At 72.4% G+C, this 22,809-nt stretch carries 16 protein-coding genes; 6 read left to right on the top strand and 10 right to left on the bottom strand.

Features of this window, described 5'->3' with window-relative positions:
* Positions 1 to 107: 107 nt before the first annotated feature.
* The 9 genes from ASF47_RS11880 to ASF47_RS11845 form a co-directional block, all read right to left on the bottom strand.
* Positions 108 to 740 (bottom strand): histidine phosphatase family protein, encoded by a 633-nt coding sequence (locus ASF47_RS11880; protein WP_082500238.1) that lies wholly within the window; start codon positions 738 to 740, stop codon positions 108 to 110.
* Complete coding sequence (gene rsfS / locus ASF47_RS11875) at positions 737 to 1,114, bottom strand: ribosome silencing factor (RefSeq protein ID WP_056864171.1); 378 nt, start codon at positions 1,112 to 1,114, stop codon at positions 737 to 739. The genes ASF47_RS11880 and rsfS overlap by 4 nt, the downstream gene beginning before the upstream one ends.
* Entirely contained in the window at positions 1,111 to 1,791 is a 681-nt protein-coding gene (nadD, locus tag ASF47_RS11870; protein WP_056864170.1) for a nicotinate-nucleotide adenylyltransferase, read from the bottom strand. The genes rsfS and nadD overlap by 4 nt, the downstream gene beginning before the upstream one ends.
* A gap of 19 nt (positions 1,792 to 1,810) precedes the next feature.
* Complete coding sequence (locus tag ASF47_RS21115) at positions 1,811 to 1,975, bottom strand: hypothetical protein (protein WP_156697867.1); 165 nt, start codon at positions 1,973 to 1,975, stop codon at positions 1,811 to 1,813.
* Between the two features lie 30 nt (positions 1,976 to 2,005).
* Positions 2,006 to 3,325 (bottom strand): glutamate-5-semialdehyde dehydrogenase, encoded by a 1,320-nt coding sequence (locus ASF47_RS11865; protein WP_082500237.1) that lies wholly within the window; start codon positions 3,323 to 3,325, stop codon positions 2,006 to 2,008.
* Positions 3,326 to 3,463: 138 nt separating this feature from the next.
* Positions 3,464 to 4,417 (bottom strand): electron transfer flavoprotein subunit alpha/FixB family protein, encoded by a 954-nt coding sequence (locus ASF47_RS11860; protein ID WP_056864168.1) that lies wholly within the window; start codon positions 4,415 to 4,417, stop codon positions 3,464 to 3,466.
* 19 nt (positions 4,418 to 4,436) lie between these two features.
* Positions 4,437 to 5,234, bottom strand: a complete 798-nt coding sequence (locus tag ASF47_RS11855) for an electron transfer flavoprotein subunit beta/FixA family protein (protein ID WP_056864167.1) — start codon at positions 5,232 to 5,234, stop codon at positions 4,437 to 4,439.
* 150 nt (positions 5,235 to 5,384) lie between these two features.
* Positions 5,385 to 5,807 (bottom strand): hypothetical protein, encoded by a 423-nt coding sequence (locus ASF47_RS11850; protein ID WP_228942606.1) that lies wholly within the window; start codon positions 5,805 to 5,807, stop codon positions 5,385 to 5,387.
* A gap of 78 nt (positions 5,808 to 5,885) precedes the next feature.
* Complete coding sequence (locus ASF47_RS11845) at positions 5,886 to 6,665, bottom strand: enoyl-CoA hydratase/isomerase family protein (protein ID WP_056864166.1); 780 nt, start codon at positions 6,663 to 6,665, stop codon at positions 5,886 to 5,888.
* A gap of 136 nt (positions 6,666 to 6,801) precedes the next feature.
* Between ASF47_RS11845 and glgX the strand changes: the two genes are divergently transcribed.
* The gene (glgX, locus tag ASF47_RS11840; protein ID WP_056864165.1) at positions 6,802 to 8,997 is read left to right on the top strand and encodes a glycogen debranching protein GlgX; all 2,196 of its coding nucleotides are present in this window, start codon (positions 6,802 to 6,804) and stop codon (positions 8,995 to 8,997) included.
* Positions 8,998 to 9,025: 28 nt separating this feature from the next.
* On the opposite strand, the gene glgP is transcribed toward glgX, so the two are convergent.
* A complete protein-coding gene (gene glgP, locus ASF47_RS11835) occupies positions 9,026 to 11,614 on the bottom strand; it encodes an alpha-glucan family phosphorylase (protein WP_056864164.1) in 2,589 nt (862 codons plus the stop codon).
* A gap of 138 nt (positions 11,615 to 11,752) precedes the next feature.
* Between glgP and ASF47_RS11830 the strand changes: the two genes are divergently transcribed.
* From ASF47_RS11830 to glgB, 5 genes are all read left to right on the top strand, one after another.
* Positions 11,753 to 15,178: a M36 family metallopeptidase gene (locus tag ASF47_RS11830; protein WP_056864620.1), complete on the top strand. Its 3,426-nt coding sequence runs from the start codon at positions 11,753 to 11,755 to the stop codon at positions 15,176 to 15,178.
* A 112-nt stretch (positions 15,179 to 15,290) separates the two neighbouring features.
* On the top strand, positions 15,291 to 17,291 hold the full coding sequence (locus tag ASF47_RS11825; RefSeq protein ID WP_056864163.1) for an alpha-1,4-glucan--maltose-1-phosphate maltosyltransferase: 2,001 nt from the start codon (positions 15,291 to 15,293) through the stop codon (positions 17,289 to 17,291).
* Positions 17,288 to 19,141, top strand: coding sequence for a maltose alpha-D-glucosyltransferase (gene treS / locus ASF47_RS11820; RefSeq protein ID WP_082500235.1), 1,854 nt, complete (start codon positions 17,288 to 17,290; stop codon positions 19,139 to 19,141). Before ASF47_RS11825 ends, treS begins: the two co-directional genes overlap by 4 nt.
* On the top strand, positions 19,138 to 20,616 hold the full coding sequence (locus ASF47_RS11815) for a maltokinase N-terminal cap-like domain-containing protein (RefSeq protein WP_056864162.1): 1,479 nt from the start codon (positions 19,138 to 19,140) through the stop codon (positions 20,614 to 20,616). Before treS ends, ASF47_RS11815 begins: the two co-directional genes overlap by 4 nt.
* Positions 20,613 to 22,805 carry a 1,4-alpha-glucan branching protein GlgB gene (gene glgB, locus ASF47_RS11810; RefSeq protein ID WP_056864161.1) on the top strand — a complete coding sequence of 731 codons (2,193 nt, stop codon included), beginning with the start codon at positions 20,613 to 20,615 and terminating at the stop codon, positions 22,803 to 22,805. Before ASF47_RS11815 ends, glgB begins: the two co-directional genes overlap by 4 nt.
* The last annotated feature ends 4 nt before the right edge of the window (positions 22,806 to 22,809 follow it).

The raw sequence follows: 22,809 nt of genomic DNA, 5'->3' as shown, positions 1-22,809 counted from the left end.
AGCCGGGTTCCCCCGCCTCGGCGACGTCCGGAATACTAGCCACACGTCTTCCCGGATGTGAAATCCGGGTGTCGCCCGCGCGTCGCGCGGGCGCGGTGGTCGACGCGTCAGACGCCCTGACCTGCGGCGACACGGTTGTAGGCGTCGAGCGAGAGGCCACCGGCCGGGTGCTCCACGACCTCGACCCAGCCGCAGTTGCCCAGACCCCGCAGCGTGCGGAACTGCCCCGCGGGCCAGCCGAGCACCGCGCCGACAGCGACGCGTGCGGCCGCCCCGTGGGTCACGGCCACCCCGCACTCCCCCGGCGCCAGGGCGGCCAGCAGGTCCCCGAGCGCGGCGCGCATGCGCTCACCCACCTCGTGGGTCGGCTCGGCGCCCGGGGCGGCGTCGTAGTGACCGAGCCGGAACAGCGCGAACTCCTCCGCGTCGGCCGCGGCGTACTCGTCGTGGGTCAGTCCCTGGCGCTCGCCGAGGTGGAACTCGCGCAGCCGCTCGTCGTAGGACGGCTCGAGACCGGTCGCGGCGGCGACGTAGGACGCCGTCTGGCGCGCCCGGAGCAGGTCGGAGCTCCACAGCAGGCTCGGACGCAGCCGGGCGACCTCGGGAGCGGCCGCGCGGGCCTCCTGGTGGCCCACCTCGTCGAGCTCGACGTCGACGTGGCCCTGCACCCGGCGGGCTTGGTTCCACGCGGTGCGCCCGTGGCGCAGCAGCACCAGCCGCCGCGGGGCGGCGGGGCTCAACGCTGGGGGGAGGTGACGTCGGCCGGCAGCGCGATCGCGGGGCAGTCGCGCCAGAGCCGCTCGAGGGCGTAGAAGTCGCGCTCCTCCTCGTGCTGCACGTGCACGACGACCTCGCCGTAGTCGATGAGGACCCAGCGGCCGTCGCGCTCGCCCTCGCGGCGGATCGGCTTGGCGCCGATCTCGCGCAGGGCGTCCTCGACCGCGTCGACGATGGCCTTGACCTGCCGGTCGTTGGTGGCCGAGGCGATGACGAAGGCGTCGGTGATGGCCAGCTGCTCGCTGACGTCGAAGGCGACGATCTTCTGGGCGAGCTTGTCGGAGGCGGCGCGCGCGGCGGCGTGCACGAGCTCGAGGGCGTGGTCGGTGGCGGTCATGGGGCTCCGGACAGGTCGTGGGTGAGGTCGGGCTCGGGGTGGTCGGCGGTGCGACGCGGGGTCTGCTGGGGGTAGAGGTCGTGCTTGGCGACGTACTGCACGACCCCGTCGGGCACGAGGTACCAGACCGGCTCGCCCCGGCGCTTGCGGTCGCGGCAGTCGCTGGAGGAGATCGCCAGGGCGGGGATCTCCACCATCGTCACGCGGTCGGCCGGGATCGCGGCCAGCGTCTGGGCGTCCATCTCGTAGCCCGGCCGCGTGCACCCGACGAACTGCGCCAGGGAGAAGAGCTCCTCGGCGTCGCGCCAGGTGAAGATGTCGGCCAGCGCGTCGGCGCCGGTGATGAAGTAGAGGTCGGCGTCGGGGTGGCTGGCCCGCAGGTCGCGCAGCGTGTCGATCGTGTACGTCGGCCCGTCGCGGTCGATGTCAACGCGGCTGACGTTGAAGCGCGGGTTGGCCGCCGTGGCGATGACCGTCATCAGGTAGCGGTCCTCGGCCGGCGAGACGTCGCGGTCGGACTTCTGCCACGGGTCGCCGGTGGGCACGAAGAGGACCTCGTCGAGGTCGAACCAGGCCTGGACCTCCGAGGCCGCCACGAGGTGCCCGTGGTGGATCGGGTCGAACGTGCCGCCCATGACGCCGACGCGGCGCCGCCGCCCTCCGGGACGGGCGGTCATCGGGACAGCCTCATGCTGCTCAGCTGTGCTCGCGCCCGGCGCCGAAGGCGGCCAGCGCGAAGGCGAGACCCAGCAGGATGCCGAGGGTCAGCACGCCGATGCCCCAGGAGAGCAGGTGGTTGATCTCGTGCTCCTCCTCGGAGGCGACGAGGACGAGGTTCTGCACGAGCTGAGCGGCGGTCATGCCCCACAGCCTACCGGTCGGGCTCCGGGCTCAACGCACGTGGCCGTCACCGGTGACGACGTACTTGGTCGAGGTCATCTCCGGCAGCCCCATGGGCCCGCGTGCGTGGAGCTTCTGCGTGCTGATGCCGATCTCGGCGCCGAAGCCGAGCTCCCCGCCGTCGGTGAAGCGGGTGGAGGCGTTGACGAGCACGGCCGCGGAGTCGACGGCGGCCACGAAGCGGCGCGCCGCGCCCTGGTCCTCGGTGACGATGGCCTCGCTGTGGCCGCTGGACCACCGACGCACGTGGTCGACAGCCTCCTCCACCGAGCCGACCACGGCCGCGGAGATGTCGAGGGAGAGGTACTCCGCGGCGTGGTCCTCGTCGGTGGCGGGCACGACGCCGTCGAGGCGCGCCACCACCGGGTCGCCGTGCACGGTGACCCCGGCGTCCTGCAGGGCGCGCACGACCCGCGGCAGGAAGGTGTCGACCAGCGAGGCGTGCACCAGCAGCGACTCGGCGGCGTTGCAGACGCTGGGCCGGTGGGTCTTGGCGTTGAGCACGATCGCGAGGGCCTTGTCGAGGTCGGCCGCGGCGTCGACGTAGACGTGGCAGTTGCCGACGCCGGTCTCGATGACCGGCACAGTCGAGCCCTCCACCACGGCGGCGATGAGACCGGCCCCGCCGCGCGGGATCAGCACGTCGACGTGGCCGCGGGCCCGCATCAGGGCCGTGACCGACCCGCGGGTCTCCCCCGGCACCTGCTGGACGACGTCGGGGTCGATCTCGCCGCCTCCGGCGCGAGCGACCGCGTCGCGCAGCACCTCGACGAGCGCGGTGTTGCTGGCCCGGGCGCTCGAGCTGCCGCGCAGCAGCACGGCGTTCCCCGACTTCAGGCAGATGCCCGCGGCGTCGGCGGTGACGTTGGGGCGCGCCTCGTAGATCATGCCGACGACCCCGAACGGCACCCGGAGCTGGCGCAGCTCGAGCCCGTTGGCCAGCGTGCCGCCCCGCACGACCTCCCCCACCGGGTCGGGGAGCGCGGCCACGTCGCGCAGGCCCTGGGCCATGCCCGCGACCCGCTCCGGGGTGAGCCGCAGCCGGTCGACGATGCCCGGCGGCGTGCCGGCGGCCTCGGCGCGCGCCACGTCGGTGGCGTTGGCCGCCAGCACCTCCGCGGCGCGCGCGAGCAGGTCGTCGGCCATCGCGTGCAGCACGGCGTCCTTGCGGGCCCGGCCGGCCAGGGCGAGCGCGTGGCTCGCGGCGCGCGCCCGCCGCGCCACCTCGTGGACCTGCTCCACCGTCCGCTCGTCCGCCCCGCCGACTCCGCCGACTCCGCCGTCCCCGCCGACCTCGTGACCCGTGCTCATGGCGCGAGGCTAGTGCGCGGAGCGTGCCGGCGCCCGTCGCGACCGGTCGCTCTCGCGGGCCGGACGCACACCAGGGGCGGCCCCCGGGTGGGGGCCGCCCCTGGCGGTGTCGTGCGGGCCCGCTGACGCGGGTCGGGCTCAGCCCTTGCGCTGGTTGATCTCCTCGGTCGCGGCGGGGAGCACCGCGTGCAGGTCGCCCACGACGCCGAAGTCGACGAGCTCGAAGATCGGCGCCTCCTCGTCCTTGTTGACCGCCACGATGGTCTTGGAGGTCTGCATCCCCGCGCGGTGCTGGATCGCACCGGAGATGCCGTTGGCGACGTAGAGCTGCGGCGAGACCGTCTTGCCGGTCTGGCCCACCTGGAAGCTGTGGGGCATCCAGCCGGAGTCGACCGCGGCGCGCGAGGCGCCGACGGCCGCGCCGAGGGCGTCGGCCAGGCCCTCGATGGGGGCGAAGTCGCCGCCGGTGCCACGACCGCCGGAGACCACGATCGCGGCCTCGGTCAGCTCGGGGCGACCGGTGGCCTGGCGCGGCTGGGCGGCCACGATCTGGGCCTTCTTGGCCGCGTCGGAGACGGTGGCGGCGAACTGCTCGACCTCACCGGCGCCCGCGGTCTCCTCGGGGGTGGCGGAGTTGGGCTTGACCGTGATGATCGGGGTGCCCTTGGTGACCTTCGCCTTGACGGTGTAGTTGCCGGCGAAGACGCTCTGCGTGGTCACGCCGCCGTCCTCGACGTCGACGGCGTCGGTGATCAGCCCGGAGCCGGTCTTGATGGCCAGGCGACCGGCCACCTCCTTGCCCTCGTAGCCCGAGACCAGCAGCACGGCGGCGGGCGAGGTCTTCTCGACCAGCTGCTGCAGCGCCTCGGCCTTGGGAGCCACCAGGTAGCCCTTGATCTCGGCGTCGTCGACGACGTAGATCTTGTCGGCACCGAAGGCCTTGAGCTTCTCGGCGGCCGCGGCGGAGGCGTCGGCGCCGCCGAAGAACACCGCGGAGGGCGAGCCGAGGCGCTTCGCCAGCGCGATCAGCTCGAAGGTCGGCTTGCGGATAGCGCCGTCGACGTGGTCGACGACGACCAGGACCTCAGTCATGGGTGTGTGCTCCTCGTCCTCAGATGAACTTCTTGGAGGCGAGGAAGCCCGTGAGCGCCGTGGCGCCCGAGCCCTCCTCGTCGGTCACGATCTCGCCGGCGGTGCGCGGCGGGCGGGCCGTGGTGTCCTCGACCTCGCTCCAGGCGACCGACAGGCCGACCTCGCCGGCGTCGACGCCGATGTCGGACAGCGACCAGGTCTCCATCGGCTTCTTCTTCGCCGCCATGATCCCCTTGAAGGAGGGGTAGCGGGCCTCGCCGGTCTGGTCGGTGACCGACAGCACGAGGGGGAAGGTGGCCCCGATGACCTCGGTGGCGGTGTCGGAGTCGCGCTTGACGCGGATCTGGTCGCCCTGGGTCTCGATGACCGAGGCGAAGGTCACCTGGGGCAGGTCGAGACGCTCGGCGAGCATCGCCGGGATCACGCTGCCCGAAGCGTCGGTCGAGGCCATGCCGCACATGACCAGGTCGACGGCCTGCTCCGAGCCGGCCTTCTCGATGGCCTTGGCCAGCACCAGCGAGGTGGCGATGTAGTCGGAGCCGGCGATGGCCTCGTCGGTGACGTGGATGCCCTTGTCGGCACCCATCTGCAGCGCCTTGCGCACGGCGTCGACGGCCTTGTCGGGGCCGACGCAGAGGGCGGTGACGGTGGTGTCGTCGCCGGCCTTCTCCTTGAGCTGGAGCGCCTGCTCGACGGCGTACTCGTCGAGCTCGCTGAGCAGCCCGTCGACGCCCACGCGGTCCACGGTGTTGTCCGACTCGAACTGCCGGTCGGCAGTGGCGTCGGGCACGTACTTCACACAGACAATGATGTTCATGGCAGATGGCCTGGACGGCCCCTCCTGTGCACTCGATGTGACCTCGAGGTTACCGCCGAGTCACTTCCGGCGGTACACGCCTCACTGGTTGGCTATCTCACATGCCTGACAGCGTCGCTGTCAGGGTCCTGCATCGCTCTGCGGCCCTGCTCAGGGGCGGATGACGCGCTCGAGGACGCGGCCCACCACGAGGTAGGCGACCGCCCCGAGGCCCCAGTTGACCAGGGCGTTCTTGGTGCCGGCGTTCTGTCCGTCGAACTTCATGATGCCGTCCTCGCGGGAGAAGACCCCCAGGTCGACGGCGTCGGCGGTCTCCTTCACGAAGGACACCAGCCCGTTGTCGGGGTTGGCGTCGACCGCGATGAGGAGCGCACCCACCGCCAGCGCGAGGGCGCAGAGCACGAAGACCGCCCACACCACCTGGGCCAGGCGCAGCCGGACGGCGGCGACCGCGGCGCCGCGGTCGCGTCGCGGTGCACGCGCCGGGCTCTCGGCCGCGGCCGTCCCCTCCTGCGCCGCGGTCTCGCCCCGCTTGCCCCGTCGGTTGCCCAGTCGGTCGGCCAGTCGTGCCACGGGTGACTCCTTCGTCGGTCGGATCCTCGGGGAAGGATGGCACACCGCCCCCGACGGGGCCCGAGGGTCTCAGCGGGCTCAGCGGCCCTCGAAGACCGCCTTGCCCGGGCCCTGCTCCACGAAGGAGGTCATGCCGATCTCGCGGTCGCGGGTGGCGAAGAGCGCCGCGAACTGCTGGCGCTCGATCTCCAGGCCGGTCTCGAGGTCGGTCTCCAGGCCGCGGTCCACGCACTCCTTGGCCCCGCGCACGGCGTACGCCGCGGCCGTGCTGAACTGGCGCGCCCAGGCCACGGCCTCCTCGTAGACCGACGCGGCGGGGTAGAGCCGGTCGACCAGGCCGATGGCCAGCGCCTCCTCGGCCGCCACGAAGCGGCCGGTGAAGATGATGTCCTTGGCGCGGCTCGGGCCGACCAGGCGGCTGAGCCGCTGGGTGCCGCCGGCGCCGGGGATGATGCCCAGCAGCACCTCGGGCTGGCCGAGCACGGCGTCGTCGGCGGCGAAGCGGACGTCGGCGGCCAGGGCCAGCTCGCAGCCCCCGCCGAGGGCGTAGCCGGTCACGGCGGCGACGACGGGCTTGGGGATGCGGGCCACCGCGGTGACCGCCGACTGCAGGGGGCCCGACCGCTTGACCATGTCGACGTGCGACATGTCGGCCATCTCCTTGACGTCGTTGCCGGCGGCGAAGACCCGCTCGCCGCCGTAGACGACGACGGCGCGCACGTCGTCGCGGTCGGTGGCCTCGGCGGCCGCGGCGCGGATCTCCTCCTGCACCTGCACGCTGATGGCGTTCATCTTCGGCCGGTCGAGCCGGATGGTGCCGACGCCGTCGGCGACCTCCAGCCGCACGAGCTCACCCATCGTCGTCCTCTTTCCCTGTCGTCGTCCTGCGGTCGGTGCTGCGGTCGGTGCTGCGGTCGGTGCTGCGGTCGGTGCTGGGCCCGGGTTTGGGCGGTAGTCCTCCGGCATGCTGCCACCATCGGCGATGATGCATGCCGTGACACCGACCAAGTGGACCCACCTCGGCCAGACCTCGCCGGTCTGGCCCGGCCGCAACTGGCCCCTCGGCGCGACCTGGAGCCAGGAGTCGACCAACTTCGCGGTCTACGCCCCGGCGGCGACCGAGGCGTGGGTCTGCATCTTCGAGGACGGCCCCGAGGGCCCCGACGGACCCGGGCCCGACGTGGAGACCCGCTACCCGCTCACCGAGCGGTCGCTGGGCATCTTCCACGGCGCCCTGCCCGCCCTGCCGCGCGGCACCCGCTACGGCTACCGCGTCGACGGCCCGTGGGACCCCGAGCGCGGCATGCGGTTCAACCCCGCCAAGCTCCTGCTCGACCCCTACGGCCTGGCGGTCTCGGGCGACTACACCCCCGACGCCGCGACCTTCGGCTACGTCCGCGGCGCACCGTCGGAGCAGGACCACGAGGACTCCGCGCCCCACGTGCCGCGCAGCGTCGTCGTCGACACCTCCTTCGACTGGGAGGGCGACACGCCCATGCGGCGCCGCTGGCGCGACACGGTGATCTACGAGGCCCACGTCAAGGGCATGACGCAGCTGCACCCCCGGGTCCCCGAGTGGCTGCGCGGCACCTACGCCGGCCTGGCCAACCCCGCGGTCATCGACTACCTCAAGGACCTCGGGGTCACGGCCGTCGAGCTGCTGCCCATCCACGAGTTCGTCTCCGAGCCCGGCCTGACCGAGCGCGGCGCGTCGAACTACTGGGGCTACAACTCCATCGGCTACTTCGCCCCCCACCACGCCTACGCCGCCACGGGTGACCGCGGCGAGCAGGTGGTGGAGTTCAAGAAGATGGTCAAGGCCTTCCACCAGGCCGGCCTGGAGGTCATCCTCGACGTCGTCTACAACCACACCGCCGAGGCGGGGCCGCTCGGACCCACGCTGTCCTTCCGCGGCCTCGACGACCGCGGCTTCTACAAGCGGGTCAAGCCCACCGTGGACGACAAGACCGGGGCGTCGACCTTCGTCGACACCTACTGGGACGTCACCGGCTGCGGCAACACGGTCAACACCGACGACCCGCAGGCGCTGCGGCTCATCCTCGACTCGCTGCGCTACTGGGTCACCGAGATGCACGTCGACGGCTTCCGCTTCGACCTGATGTCGGCACTGACCCGCACCGGCTACGACATCGACATGCGCTGCGCGCTGCTCACCGCCATCGGCCAGGACCCGGTCCTGCGCCACGTGAAGCTCATCGCCGAGGCGTGGGACGCCTCGATGGACGGCTACCTCGTGGGCCGGATGCCCCCGCCGTGGGTGGAGTGGAACGACCAGTACCGCGACACCATCCGCGACTTCTGGCGGGGGCAGTCCTCGGGCATCCACCGGGTCGCGACCCGGCTCGCCGGCTCCTCCGACCTCTACGCCGACGACGGCCGCTCGGCCTACAACTCGGTCAACTTCGTCACCGCCCACGACGGCTTCACGATGCGCGACGTCGTGTCCTACGACCACAAGCACAACGAGGCCAACGGCGAGGACAACCGCGACGGCACCGACAACAACCGCTCCTGGAACCACGGCGTCGAGGGCGACACCGACGACGCCGAGGTGCTCGAGCTGCGCCGGCGTCAGGCCGCCAACATGATGGCCACGCTCTGCCTGTCTAACGGCGTCCCGATGATCACCGCCGGCGACGAGCGCGGGCGCACCCAGCGCGGCAACAACAACGCCTACTGCCAGGACAACGAGCTGTCGTGGATCGACTGGTCCGACGACGACGCCTGGCTCGACGTCCTGCGCGTCACGAAGGCCGCGCTCCGGCTGCGTCGCGACCACGCCGCGCTGCGCCAGCGGCACTGGTTCGAGGGGCGGCCCACCATCCGCGGCGGTCCGAAGGACCTCGCGTGGATCCACCCGACGGGCCGGGAGATGACCGACGCCGACTGGCACGACCACGGTCTGAAGACGGTCGCCCTCTTCCTCTCGGGCGCGCCGCTGCGCTCCCCCGGCCCGCGCGGGCAGCAGCAGTTCGACAGCTCGTTCATGATCTGGCTCAACTCCAGCTCGCGACCGAGTCGCATCGAGCTGCCGGTCAACGACTGGGTGCGCGCCGGGGAGGTCGTGGTGAGCACCGACGTCGAGCTGCCGGTCGGCACCGCGGTCAAGGCCGGCGACGGGTTGGTGCTGGGCAGCCGCTCGGTGCTGGTGCTCCAGCAGACCGAGTAGCCGCCGCGGCCCCGGACGCACCCGGGGGTCAGGGCAGGGCCACCACGCCCAGCTCGGCGACCGAGGCCAGCAGCGGGTGCCGCGGCACGACCCGGGCGGTGTAGCCGAAGGGCCCGGAGTGGTCGAGCACGACCTCGCCGTCGAAGCGGTGGCGGCCCCCCTCGTAGGTCTCGCCGACGGCGAGGTCGACGGTGACGGTGTCGACCAGCTCGTCCTCGCCGGTGGCGCGGCCGTGCACCAGCTGCACGGTGACGTCGTCGGGCGCCAGGTCGCCGAGGGCCACGAAGGCCCGCACGCTCAGCACCGCGCCCACCTCGGGGGCGTCGCCGACCCCGCTGGACTCCACGTGCTCGACGCGCACGCCCGGCCACGCCGCGCGGACCCGTGCCTTCCAGGTCGCGAGCTCCCGGGCCCCCGACTCGTCGGCGCCCAGCGCCCGGGAGGTGGCCGCGGCCGGGGCGTAGAGGGTGCGCACGTAGTCGCGCACCATGCGCGTCGCGAGCACCTTCGGCCCCAGCGACTTCAGCGTGTGGCGCAGCATCTCGACCCACCGGGTCGGCACGCCGGCGGCGTCGACGTCGTAGAAGCGGGGCGCGACCTCGTTCTCCAGCAGCGTGTAGAGCGCGTCGGCCTCGAGGTCGTCGCGGCGCTCGGTGTCCTCCACGCCGTCGGCCGACGGGATGGCCCAGCCGTTCTCCCCGTCGTACCACTCGTCCCACCACCCGTCGAGGACGGAGAGGTTGAGCCCGCCGTTGAGCGCGGCCTTCATCCCCGAGGTGCCGCAGGCCTCGTAGGGCCGCAGGGGGTTGTTGAGCCACACGTCGCAGCCGGGGTAGAGCGGCTGGGCCATGGCGATGTCGTAGTCGGGCAGGAACACGATGCGGTGCCGCACCTCCGGGTCGTCGGCGAAGCGCACCAGCTCCTGGATCAGCCGCTTGCCGCCGTCGTCGGCGGGGTGCGACTTGCCCGCGATCACCAGCTGCACCGGGCGGTCGGGGTCGAGCAGGAGCCGCCTGAGGCGGGCCGGGTCGCGCAGCATCAGCGTGAGTCGCTTGTACGACGGCACCCTGCGGGCGAAGCCCACCGTCAGCACGTCGGGGTGCAGCGCCGAGTCCACCCAGCCGAGCTCGGCGCGCGAGGCGCCCCGGTGCTCCCAGGAGGCGGCCAGTCGCCGGCGCGCCTCGTGCACCAGCCGCTCGCGCAGCTGCCGCTTGACCGCCCACATCCGCTCCGCCGGCACGGTGTCGACCGCCGCCCAGAAGGCGTCGGTGTCGTCGCCGTCGGGGTCGGCGCCCTCGCCGGCCGCGAGCTCGAGGATCTCCCGGGCCACCCAGGTCGGGGCGTGCACGCCGTTGGTGATCGACCCGATCGGCACCTCCGCCTCGTCGAAGGCGGGCCACAGACCGTGGAACATGCCGCGGCTGACCTCGCCGTGCAGCAGCGAGACGCCGTTGGCGCGCTGGGCCAGGCGGAAGCCCATGACGGCCATGTTGAAGACGCCGGCGTCGCCGCCGGGGTAGTCCTCGGCGCCCAGGGCGAGCACGCGCTCCACCGGCACCCCGGGGGTCGGGCCGGCGTCGGAGAAGTACTGCTCGACCAGGGTGCGCGAGAAGCGGTCGATGCCGGCCGGCACCGGCGTGTGGGTGGTGAAGACCGTCGAGGCGCGGCCGATCTCGAGCGCGGTGTCGAAGTCCAGCCCCGGTCCGGCGGGGTCGGCGGTGAGCTCGCGGATGCGCTCCAGGCCCAGGAAGCCGGCGTGGCCCTCGTTGGTGTGGAAGACCTCGGGAGCGGGGTGGCCGGTGATGCGGGCGAAGGCGCGCAGGGCGCGCACGCCGCCGACGCCCAGCAGCATCTCCTGGCGCAGGCGGTGCTCGCTGGTGCCGCCGTAGAGGCGGTCGGTGACGTCGACGTAGTGCTCGGGGTTGCCCTCGACGTCGGTGTCGAGCATGAGGAGCGGCACCCGTCCGACGGAGGCCACCCAGATCCGGGCGAGCAGCTCGGGTCCGTCGGGCATGGCCAGGCTGATGAGCGCGCGCTCCCCCGAGGGCTCGCGCAGCAGGGAGATCGGCAGCTCGTCGGGATCGAGCACCGGGTAGGTCTCCTGCTGCCACCCCTCGCGCGACAGCGCCTGGGTGAAGTACCCGTGGCGGTAGAGCAGGCCGACGCCCACCACCGGCACACCGAGGTCGCTGGCGGCCTTGAGGTGGTCGCCGGCCAGGATGCCGAGGCCCCCGGAGTACTGCGGCAGCACCGAGGTGATGCCGAACTCCGGGGAGAAGTAGGCGACCGCGCGCGGACCCTCCAGCGAGCCGCTCGCGGTGGCCCGCTGGTACCACCGCTGCGAGCCGAGGTAGGCCGCGAGGTCGGCACGGGCCTCCTCCAGTCGGGCCAGGAAGGCCTCGTCGTGGGCCAGCGCGTCGAGGCGGGCCCGCGAGACCGCACCGAGCAGGCGGACCGGGTCGCGACCGCTCGACTCCCACAGGGCGGGGTCGACAGCGGCGAACACGTCCTGCGTCGGCGGGTGCCAGCACCAGCGCAGGTTGCCCGCGAGCTCGCCGAGCGCAGCGAGGGACTCGGGCAGCACGGGACGGACGGTGAACCGGCGGATGGCGCGCATCCCGGCAAGGTAGCGGCTGGACTTGATCGTTCCAAGAGGCACCGCGTAGGTGGGGCCGCCCGGCGGCGCCGTGTCACGTTCGTGTTTCGTGGCGCGCCCGCGCATAACGTCGGGCCCGCACCCGCCGTTGTGCTGGCCATGACACCTCCCGCCAGGCGCCGTCGCACCACGGCCGCCCTCGCCCTGCTGACCGCGGCCGTGCTGCCCGGTCTCACGCAACTGCCGGCCGTCGCCGGCACCTCCCCGGTCGCGGCCACGGCCGACCCCGCCCTCCACCCCGACGACGTGGTCACCCTCGGCGACCCGGTCGCCGGACTGGCCGACCTCGACGTGCGCGACGCGGTCGCGCCCCTGGCCTCCCAGCGCGCCGCCGTCGCCGCGCTCGGCGACGTGGACCTGCGGTGGAACGCCTCCGGCACGCCCTCCTCCATCCTGCCCGCCGACGGCGTGCTCGGCCCCGACGCCGGCACCCCCGTGCAGACCGCCCGCGCCTGGCTGGCCGACCACGCGGGCCTCTTCGGGCTGCGCGCCGCCGACCTGGCCGGCCTGGTGCTGGTCAACGACCAGGCGATGCCCGACACCGCGGCCCGCGCCGTGCTCCTGCGCCAGGACTTCGGCGGGCTGGCCCCCGCCCGGGGCGGCCTGGTCACCGTCGGCATCGCCGCCGACGGCACCGTCGCCTACGTCTCCTCCTCCCTCGCGCGCACCACCGCCGCGCCCCCGGCCGCCTCCCTCAGCCCGCTCCAGGGCTGGGTGGCCGCGACCCGCGACGTGCGACCGACCTTCGACACCGGTCTGGTCGGCGACGTCGTCGACTCCGTCTCCGGCGGCTGGACGCGGCTGCGGGTGCCCGGCTTCGCCCAGGAGCAGCAGGTGCGCCTGCGTGCGCTCCCGATGCCCGACGGCACCGTGCGCGCGGTCCTCGAGGCCAACGTCGTCGACACCGAGGCGGGCGACGCCTTCGCCTACACCTCGCTGGTCGACGCCGTCACCGGCGACGTCCTCGTGCGGCAGAACCAGGTCGAGAACGCGATGTACGACGACGTGTTCACCGGCTCCGTCACCGCCACCGCGTGCGGGCCGACGCACACCTTCGAGCTCGACGACGACCTCACCCGCTCCATCAACGCCGTCGGCATCGCCGCGCCCACCGACGACATCACGGTCAAGCTCTTCGGTCCCGACGGCGAGCTGCTGCTGGCCCAGGACCTGCTGACCAGCCCCGAGGTGCTCACCTACACCTCCGAGGAGATCCCGGCCGGGGTCTACTCGGTGCAGGTGTGCCCCTTCGACGCGTCCTCGGTGGTCGTCGGGCAGTACGCCCTCACCGTCTCCACCAGCGACGAGGGCGCTCCCGAGACCGGCACCGGCCTCCCCGACCCGCGCTGGCGCTACTTCACGGCCAACCCCGCCATGACCAGTCTCGGCGAGGCCACGCCGACCAACTCCGTCATCGGCTGCTGGGTCCAGGGCGCCGGCTGCACCACGCCGACCGGCCCCTTCCGCAACCCCGCCTCGGTCGGGCCGTGGGACACCGTCGGCGGCACCGTGCCCACGCTGACCACGGTCGGCAACAACGCCAACACCCACGAGGCCTGGGCCAGCCCCCTGACCCCGGGCGGCTTCTTCCAGGCCCCGGTCTCCCCCACCCGTGACTACACCACGGAGTTCACCGACGCCTGGAACAACTCCCGGTGCGACCCCGCCCAGCTCGTGCCGGGCGGCAACGACATCGACGCCTCGGTGGGCAACCTGTTCGTCTCGCACAACCGCATGCACGACTACTCCTACTACCTCGGCTTCACCGAGGAGAACTACAACCTCCAGCTCGACAACCACGGCCGCGGCGGCGTCGGCGGCGACCAGGAGATCGGCAACGCCCAGGCCGGCGCCCTCACGGGCGCGACGTACCTCACCGGCCTCGGGCGCGACAACGCCAACCAGATCGCCCTGCAGGACGGCATCCCCGGCATCACCAACCAGTACCTCTTCCAGCCCATCGCCGGGGCCTTCTACGCCCCCTGCACCGACGGCGGGCTCGACATGGGCATCGTCGGCCACGAGTACACCCACGCCATCAGCAACCGGATGGTCGCCGGGCCCGACGAGGGCCTGACCTCCGAGCAGGGCGGCGCGATGGGCGAGTCGTGGAGCGACCTGGTGGCCGCGGAGTACCAGTTCAGCCACGGCTACGACAACGGCGGCAACATCTGGGCCGTCGGCGTCTACGCCACCGGCAACACGTCGGTGGCCATCCGCGACTACTCCATCGACAAGAACCCGCTGAACTACTCCGACTACGGCTTCGACACCACCGGCGCCGAGGTCCACGCCGACGGCGAGATCTGGAACGGCACCCAGTGGTCGGTGCGCCAGGCGCTCGTGCGCACGTGGAACGACCGCTTCCCCTACGCCGACCAGCGGCTCCAGCTGCGCTGCGCCCAGGGCGACCAGACCGTGTCGCCGCTGCCGGCCAACCTGTGCCCGGGCAACCGCCGCTGGGTCCAGCTGATGTTCGACTCCTTCCTGCTCCAGCAGGGCGCCACCTCCATGCTCGACGCCCGCGACGCGATGCTGGCCGCCGACCGGATGCGCTTCGGGGGCAAGAACCAGACGGTCATGTGGAAGGCCTTCGCCCAGCGCGGCATGGGCAAGGGCGCCTCCGTGCCCGACGCCGACTCCGAGGCCACCGTGCCCAGCTTCGCCTCGCCGCGGCAGAAGAACGGCACGGTGCGCTTCACCGGCGCCGCTCCCGACACCGAGGTCTACGTCGGCCACTACGAGGCCCGCGCCACCCCGGTGGCCGACCTGTCGCGGTCGACCCGGAGGCTGCGGGAGACGGCCGCCTTCGTGCCGGGCCGCTACGAGATGCTCGCGGTCTCGGAGAAGCAGGGCTTCCGCCGCTTCACGATGACGGTGCGTCCCGGTGCCCGGACCGTGCGGATCGGCGGGGCCACCAACCTCGCCGCGAAGGCCTCCGGGGCCACGGTCCTCGCCGCCACCGAGGGCTCGCGCAACGCCGCCTTCCTCATCGACGGCACCGAGGCCACCAACTGGGGCGGCGTGACCACGGAGAACGTCGACGTCTCCCGTCCCTCGGTGTCGGTGGACCTCGCCGGCGGCAGGCACACGATCCGCCGGGTCCAGGTCAGCGCCCTGCTGACCCCCGCCCCGGCCGACCCGGACGCGCTGCCGCTGGCCGTCGACGAGGACCCCGACTCCGGCTCCCGCTTCACCGCGCTGCGGAAGTTCGCGATCGAGGTGTGCACCTCGGGCTGCTCGGGCCCGCGGGCCACCTGGAAGCGGGTCTTCGTGTCGCGGGCCGACGCCTTCCCGGGCAGGCGCCCCCGCCCGGTCGCGCCCGACCAGACCATGCGCAGCTTCCGCATCGGGGCGGTCCAGGCCTCGGCCGTGCGCCTGGTGACCCTGGAGAACCAGTGCACCGGCTTCGCCGGCTACGCCGGTGAGTCCGACGCCGACCCGCTCAACGACACCGACTGCGCCACGGCCTCCGACCGCGGCACGATCGTGCACGCCGCGGAGCTGCAGGTCTTCACCCGCTGAGTCGCGCGGGCCCGGGCCCACCGCCGTACGTCGACACCCCTGCGGTCACCCGCAGGGGTGTCGACGCGTCTCCTGCCTTGCAACGCCGCGGGCAGGCCGGTTGGGTGGACGCATGGTCGGACGCATCCCAGTCATGAACGTCATGCCCCTCGTCGACCTCGGTCGGCTCCCCGCGAAGGCCACCGTGGGCGAGCCGATGCCGGTGTCGGCCACGGTCTTCCGCGAGGGCCACGACAAGCTCGGCGCCGAGGTGGTGCTGGTCGGCCCCGACGGGGAGCGCCGCGCCCCCGTGCGCATGGCCAAGCACCCCACGACGCCCGACCACTACGAGGCGTGGGTGACCCCCGACGCCGGTGGCGCCTGGTCCTTCGAGGTGCACGCCTGGTCCGACCCGATCGCCACCTGGCAGCACGCCGCGGGCCTCAAGGTGCCCGCCGGCGTCGACGTCGACCTGATGTTCACCGAGGGCCGCCTGCTGCTCGAGCAGGTGCGCGAGCAGCTGGCCGCCGACGACCGTCGGGGCGCCGAGCTGGTGGCGGCCGGGCTCGCCGCCGCGGTGGACGAGCAGCGTCCCGTCGAGGCGCGCCTGGCCGCCCTCCAGGACCCCGCCCTCGAGGCGGTCCTGCTGGCCCACCCCGTGCGCGAGCTGGTCACCGTCGAGGGCCCCTTCCCGCTCTACGCCGACCGCCCCCGGGCGCTCTTCGGCAGCTGGTACGAGTTCTTCCCGCGCTCGGAGGGCGCGACCCGCGACGCGACCACGGGCGCGGTCACCAGCGGCACGTTCCGCACGGCGGCGAAGCGGCTCGACGCGGTCGCGGCCATGGGCTTCGACGTGCTCTACCTGCCCCCGATCCACCCCATCGGCGAGGTCAACCGCAAGGGACCCAACAACACCCTGACCCCCGGCCCCGACGACCCAGGCTCGCCGTGGGCGATCGGGTCCAAGGACGGCGGCCACGACGCGGTCCACCCCGACCTCGGCACGCTCGAGGACTTCGACGCCTTCGTGGCCCGCGCGCGCGAGCTCGACATCGAGGTCGCCCTCGACCTCGCGCTCCAGGCGGCGCCCGACCACCCGTGGGTGACCACCAACCCCGAGTTCTTCACCACCCGCGCCGACGGCACCATCGCCTACGCCGAGAACCCGCCGAAGAAGTACCAGGACATCTACCCGGTCAACTTCGACAACGACCCCCGCGGCATCTGCCGCGAGGTGCTGCGGGTGGTGCGGCACTGGATGGCCCACGGCGTGCGGATCTTCCGGGTCGACAACCCCCACACCAAGCCGGTGGCCTTCTGGGAGTGGCTGCTCAAGGAGGTGCGCCGCACCGATCCCGACGTGCTCTTCCTGGCCGAGGCCTTCACCCGCCCGGCGATGATGCGCGGGCTGGGCGCCGTCGGCTTCCACCAGTCCTACACCTACTTCACCTGGCGCACCGCCAAGTGGGAGATCGAGGACTACCTGCGCGAGCTGTCCTCGGAGACCGACCACATGATGCGGCCGAACTTCTTCGTCAACACCCCCGACATCCTCCACGGCTTCCTGCAGTACGGCGGCCCCGCCGCGTTCAAGATCCGCGCCGCGCTGGCGGCCACCAGCTCCCCCACGTGGGGGGTCTACGCCGGCTACGAGCTCTACGAGCACGTCGCGGTGCGCCCCGGCAGCGAGGAGTACCTCGACTCGGAGAAGTACCAGATCCGCATCCGCGACTGGGAGGGCGCCGAGGCCGAGGGCCGCACGCTCGCGCCGTACCTCACGCGGCTCAACGAGATCCGGCGCGCCCACCCCGCGCTCCAGCAGCTGCGCAACGTGGTGATCCACGCCAGCGACGACGAGAACGTGCTCGTCTACAGCAAGCAGCTGCCCCCGGGCAGTGCCGCGGAGGCCGGTAGCGACGACACGGTGCTCGTCGTGCTCAACCTCGACCCCCACGCCACCCGCGAGACCACCGTCCACCTCGACCTGCCCGCGATGGGCATGGAGTGGGGCGACTCCTTCCTCGTCACCGACGAGATCTCCGGCGAGGCCTGGACCTGGAGCCAGCACAACTACGTGCGCCTCGACCCCCACCACGAGCCCGCCCACGTCTTCTCCGTCAGGAGGACCGCATGAGCACCAGCCCCGACACCCGCCCTGAGACCCGCACCGAGACCCGCACCGACCCGGTCGAGGACCAGCACGACGGCCCCGGCCCGGCGCCCGAGGGTCCGCCGCTGGGCGCCGACCCCGTCGAGGACGGCCACACCAGCTCCGGCGTCGACGCCGGGGAGGCGGCGTACTCCACGCCCGACTGGTTCAAGACCGCCGTGTTCTACGAGGTGCTGGTCCGCTCCTTCCGCGACTCCAACGGCGACGGCACCGGCGACTTCCGCGGCCTGGTCGAGAAGCTCGACTACCTCGAGTGGCTGGGCGTCGACTGCCTGTGGATCCCGCCGTTCTTCCCCAGCCCGCTGCGCGACGGCGGCTACGACGTCGCCGACTACACCGGCGTGCTGCCCCAGATCGGCTCGATCGAGGACTTCCGCTACTTCCTGGAGCAGGCCCACGAGCGCGGCATCCGCGTCATCATCGACTTCGTCATGAACCACACCAGCGACCAGCACCCGTGGTTCCAGGCCAGCCGCTCCGACCCCGACGGCCCCTACGGCGACTTCTACGTCTGGTCCGACACCGACGAGCTCTACTCCGACGCCCGCATCATCTTCGTCGACACCGAGCCCTCGAACTGGACCTGGGACCCCGTGCGCCAGCAGTACTTCTGGCACCGCTTCTTCTCCCACCAGCCCGACCTCAACTTCGACAACCCGAAGGTCCACGAGGCGATGATCGAGGCCATGTCGTTCTGGCTCGACATGGGCCTCGACGGCTTCCGGCTCGACGCCGTGCCCTACCTCTACGAGCGCCCCGGCACCGACGGCGAGAACCTCCCCGAGACCCACGACTTCCTGCGCACCGTCAGGTCCTACGTCGACGAGCACTACCCCGGTCGCGTGCTGCTGTGCGAGGCCAACCAGTGGCCCAACGACGTGGTGGAGTACTTCGGCGACTTCGAGTCCGGCGGCGACGAGTGCCACATGGCCTTCCACTTCCCGGTGATGCCGCGCATCTTCATGGCGGTGCGCCGCGAGTCGCGCTTCCCGATCTCGGAGATCCTCGAGCAGACCCCGGCGATCCCCCACAACTGCCAGTGGGGCATCTTCCTGCGCAACCACGACGAGCTGACCCTGGAGATGGTCACCGACGAGGACCGAGACTACATGTGGTCGGAGTACGCCAAGGACCCCCGCATGAAGGCCAACATCGGCATCCGCCGACGGCTGGCGCCGCTGCTGGAGAACGACACCAACCAGATCGAGCTCTTCAACGCGCTCCTGCTCTCGCTGCCCGGCAGCCCGGTGCTCTACTACGGCGACGAGATCGGCATGGGCGACAACATCTGGCTCGGCGACCGCGACGGCGTGCGCACCCCGATGCAGTGGACCTCCGACCGCAACGCCGGCTTCTCCTCGGCCAACCCCGGTCGCCTGGACCTGCCGGTGGTGCAGGACGCGATCTACGGCTACGAGTCGGTCAACGTCGAGGCGCAGCTGGAGAACTCCTCCTCGCTGCTGCACTGGACGCGCCGCATGATCCACGCGCGTCGCAACCACCCGGCCTTCGGCCTCGGCGACTTCCACGACCTCGGCGGCTCCAACTCCACGGTGCTCTCCTACGTGCGCACCCACGTCGCCGACGACGGCACCGAGGACACCATCCTCTGCGTCAACAACCTCTCCCGCTTCCCGCAGCCGGTCGAGCTCGACCTGCGCCGCTACGAGGGCTGCCGGCCCGTGGAGCTGCTGGGTGGGGTCTCCTTCCCCGAGATCGGCGAGCTGCCCTACCTGCTGACCCTGGCCGGCTACGGGTTCTACTGGTTCCGCCTGACACCGAGCGACAAGCCGCACGAGGGACAGCTGCTGTGAGCGACCCGACGACACCCCCGACCACGCCCCCGACCCACCTGGACCCCCAGGTCTTCGTCGACTACCTGGGCCGCACCCGCTGGTTCGCCGGCAAGGGGCGCCCGTTCACGGTCAGTGCGATCCGCCGCATCGGGATCCTGCCCGGCCAGGTGGAGGGCCCGCCCACCGTGGCGGTGCACCTGGTGGAGCTGACCTACTCCGACGTCGCCGCCGACGCGCCCGACGCCGTGGAGCTCTACCAGGTGCCGCTGGCCTTCTACACCGACCCCGAGCCCCGCCTCGACCACGCCTTCATCGGCTGGTGGGAGGAGCCGGGCCTGGGCTGGGTCCACGCCTACGACGCGCTCCACGACCGTCGCGCCATGGCGGGCTGGCTGCGCTCCTTCCACCAGGCCGCCTCGCGCCCCGGCGGCAACATGACCGACGAGCGCAGCACCATGGCCTTCCACCGGCTGCCCGGCCACGAGCTCGACACCGACGTGCACTCCACGCTCTTCTCCGGTGAGCAGTCGAACTCCTCGGTGGCCTACGGCGAGGACTCGCTGATGAAGGTCTTCCGCAAGGTGACCGTGGGCGTCAACCCCGACATCCAGGTGCACGAGGTCCTCACCCGCTCCGACAGCGACAAGGTGGCCTCCCTCTACGGCTGGCTGGACTGGATGGACGAGACCGCCGACGGCGGCACGGGCGCGGTGGTGCAGCTGGCGATGCTGCAGCAGTTCCTCCGCACCGCCAGCGACGGCTGGGACCTAGCCCTCTCCAGCGTGCGCAACCTCTTCGCCGACCCCGAGCTGCACGCCCACGAGGTCGGTGGCGACTTCGCCGGCGAGGCCACCCGGCTCGGCGAGGCCCTGCGCGAGATCCACGCCCTGCTGGCCGAGCAGTTCCCGACCCGGGTGCTGGGCGCCGAGGAGACCGCGGGGATCGGTGCGGCCATGACCGCGCGGCTCGAGGCGGCCACCGCGGTGCAGCCGAGCCTCGCGGCCCACGCCGCGGGCCTGCGGGCCGCCTACGACCGCGTCGCCTCGCTCGGCGAGGTGGAGGTGCAGCGCGTGCACGGCGACCTGCACCTGGGCCAGACCCTGCGCACCGCCAAGGGCTGGAAGATCGTCGACTTCGAGGGCGAGCCCGCCAAGCCCCTGCACGAGCGGCTGCTGCCCGACTCCCCCTGGCGCGACGTCGCCGGCATGCTGCGCTCCTTCGACTACGCCCCGCGCGTGGTCGAGCGCCAGCTGCTGGAGGAGGACCCCTCGGGCGCCGAGCAGCGCAGCGTGCGCGCCGCCGAGTGGGCCCACCGCAGCCGCAACCACTTCCTCACCGCCTACAGCGGTGGTGACATGAGCGAGGCCGAGCACGTGCTGCTCGCCGCCTACCTCGCCGACAAGGCGGTCTACGAGACCGTCTACGAGACCCGCAACCGTCCGGCCTGGGTGGACATCCCGCTCGCGGCCGTGGCTGAGATCGGAGCGGCATGACCCCGCAGAGCCAGCACCCCGTCCCCGTCCCCACCGAGGAGCTCGACCTGCTCGTCTCGGGGCAGCACGGCGACCCGCACGCGGTGCTCGGTGCCCACCCGGGCCCCGGCGGCGTGACGGTGCGCGCGCTGAGGCCGCTCGCCTCCAGCGTCACCGTGCGCGGCACCTGGGGCGAGACCGCGCTGACCCACGAGCACGAGGGCGTCTGGGTCGGCGTGCTCCCCGTCGACGAGGTGCCGGACTACCGGCTGCTGGTCGCCTACGACGGCGAGCCGCACGAGGTCGACGACCCCTACCGCTTCCTGCCGACCGTGCGCGAGATGGACCTCCACCTCATCAACGAGGGCCGTCACGAGCTGCTGTGGACCGTGCTCGGCGCCCACGTGCGCCACTACGAGGGCGGGGTGTCCGGCACGTCGTTCGCGGTCTGGGCGCCCGCGGCGCGTGGCGTGCGGCTGATCTCGGAGGTCAACGGCTGGGACGGCCGCCAGCACCCGATGCGCCAGCTCGGCACGTCGGGGGTCTGGGAGCTCTTCGTCCCGGGCGTCGGCAGCGGCACGGCGTACAAGTTCGCGATCCTCACCGCCGAGGGCCGCTGGCTGGAAAAGGCCGACCCGATGGCGGCGTGGGCCGAGGTGCCCGCCGCGACCGCCTCGAAGGTCTACGAGTCGACCCACACCTGGGCCGACCAGGAGTGGATGGAGGCGCGGGCCGCCAAGCAGCCGGTCGCCGAGGCGATGAGCGTCTACGAGATGCACCTGGCGTCGTGGAAGAAGCATCACGACGGCTCGATGTGGGACTACGACGCGCTGGCCGACGACCTGGTCGGCTACCTCGCCGACCTCGCCTTCACCCACGTCGAGCTGATGCCGGTGATGCAGCACCCCTTCGGCGGCTCGTGGGGCTACCACGTCACCTCCTACTTCGCCCCCGACTCCCGCTTCGGCGACCCCGACGGCTTCCGCCGCCTCGTCGACCGGCTGCACCAGGCCGGCATCGGCGTCATCCTCGACTGGGTGCCCGGCCACTTCGCCACCGACGAGTGGGCGCTGGCCCGCTTCGACGGCACCCCGCTCTACGAGGACCCCAACCCCCAGCGCGGCTGGCACAAGGAGTGGGGCTCCCACATCTTCAACTTCGGGCGGCCGGAGGTGCGCAACTTCCTCTACGCCAACGCGATCTACTGGCTCGAGGAGTTCCACGCCGACGGGCTGCGCGTCGACGGCGTCGCCTCGATGCTCTACCTCGACTACTCCCGCGAGGAGGGCGAGTGGACCCCCAACGTCCACGGCGGGCGGGAGAACCTCGAGGCCGTGCAGTTCCTGCAGGAGATGAACGCCACCGCCTACAAGCGGGTGCCCGGGATCGTGACCATCGCCGAGGAGTCGACCTCCTGGCCCGGCGTGACCCGCCCGACCTCCGCCGACGGCCTGGGCTTCGGCTTCAAGTGGAACATGGGCTGGATGCACGACTCGCTCGACTACGTCGCCCACGAGCCGGTGCACCGCGCCCACCACCACGGCGAGATGACCTTCTCCCTGGTCTACGCCTGGTCGGAGAACTACGTGCTCCCGATCAGCCACGACGAGGTCGTGCACGGCAAGGGGTCCCTGCTGCGCAAGATGCCCGGCGACCGCTGGCAGCAGCTGGCCAACCTGCGCGCCTACCTCGGCTTCATGTGGGCCCACCCCGGCAAGCAGCTGCTGTTCATGGGCGCCGAGATGGGTCAGGAGTCGGAGTGGGCGGAGTCGCGCGAGCTCGACTGGTGGCTGCTGGACCACCCCGAGCACCGCGGCGTGCACTCCCTGGTGCGCGACCTCAACCGCACCTACGTCGACACCCCGGCGCTGTGGGCGCTCGACCACGACCCGACCGGCTTCCGCTGGATCGACGCCAACGACGCCGGTCGCAACACGTTCTCCTTCGTGCGCCACGGCGGGGAGGGCGCGGCCGACCTGGTCTGCGTGACGAACTTCTCCGCGATCCCCCACCACGACTACCGGCTCGGGCTGCCCGAGGCCGGTGAGTGGGAGGAGGTGCTCAACACCGACTCCAGCGGCTACACCGGCTCCGGCGTCGGCAACCTCGGCTCGGTCGTCGCCGTGCCGGGCGAGCACGTCGGTCAGCCGGCCCACGCCGACGTCGTGGTGCCGCCGCTCGCGACCGTCTGGCTGCGCCGCCGGACCTGACCCC

The sequence above is a fragment of the Nocardioides sp. Leaf285 genome, from assembly GCF_001422955.1.
In the GTDB taxonomy this organism is placed as follows: domain Bacteria; phylum Actinomycetota; class Actinomycetes; order Propionibacteriales; family Nocardioidaceae; genus Nocardioides; species Nocardioides kribbensis.
The sequence above is the reverse complement of the archived record's forward strand: the minus strand, read 5'-3'. Positions and strand labels throughout refer to the sequence as shown.

Bases quoted from the DNA above. Each gene is read 5' to 3' on its own strand.
- rsfS (WP_056864171.1), bottom strand. From the start codon at position 1,114: ATGACCGCCACCGACCACGCCCTCGAGCTCGTGCACGCCGCCGCGCGC.
- nadD (WP_056864170.1), bottom strand. From the start codon at position 1,791: ATGACCGCCCGTCCCGGAGGGCGGCGGCGCCGCGTCGGCGTCATGGGC.
- ASF47_RS21115 (WP_156697867.1), bottom strand. From the start codon at position 1,975: ATGACCGCCGCTCAGCTCGTGCAGAACCTCGTCCTCGTCGCCTCCGAG.
- ASF47_RS11865 (WP_082500237.1), bottom strand. From the start codon at position 3,325: ATGAGCACGGGTCACGAGGTCGGCGGGGACGGCGGAGTCGGCGGAGTC.
- ASF47_RS11860 (WP_056864168.1), bottom strand. From the start codon at position 4,417: ATGACTGAGGTCCTGGTCGTCGTCGACCACGTCGACGGCGCTATCCGC.
- ASF47_RS11855 (WP_056864167.1), bottom strand. From the start codon at position 5,234: ATGAACATCATTGTCTGTGTGAAGTACGTGCCCGACGCCACTGCCGAC.
- ASF47_RS11845 (WP_056864166.1), bottom strand. From the start codon at position 6,665: ATGGGTGAGCTCGTGCGGCTGGAGGTCGCCGACGGCGTCGGCACCATC.
- glgP (WP_056864164.1), bottom strand. From the start codon at position 11,614: ATGCGCGCCATCCGCCGGTTCACCGTCCGTCCCGTGCTGCCCGAGTCC.
- ASF47_RS11830 (WP_056864620.1), top strand. From the start codon at position 11,753: ATGACACCTCCCGCCAGGCGCCGTCGCACCACGGCCGCCCTCGCCCTG.
- ASF47_RS11825 (WP_056864163.1), top strand. From the start codon at position 15,291: ATGGTCGGACGCATCCCAGTCATGAACGTCATGCCCCTCGTCGACCTC.
- treS (WP_082500235.1), top strand. From the start codon at position 17,288: ATGAGCACCAGCCCCGACACCCGCCCTGAGACCCGCACCGAGACCCGC.
- glgB (WP_056864161.1), top strand. From the start codon at position 20,613: ATGACCCCGCAGAGCCAGCACCCCGTCCCCGTCCCCACCGAGGAGCTC.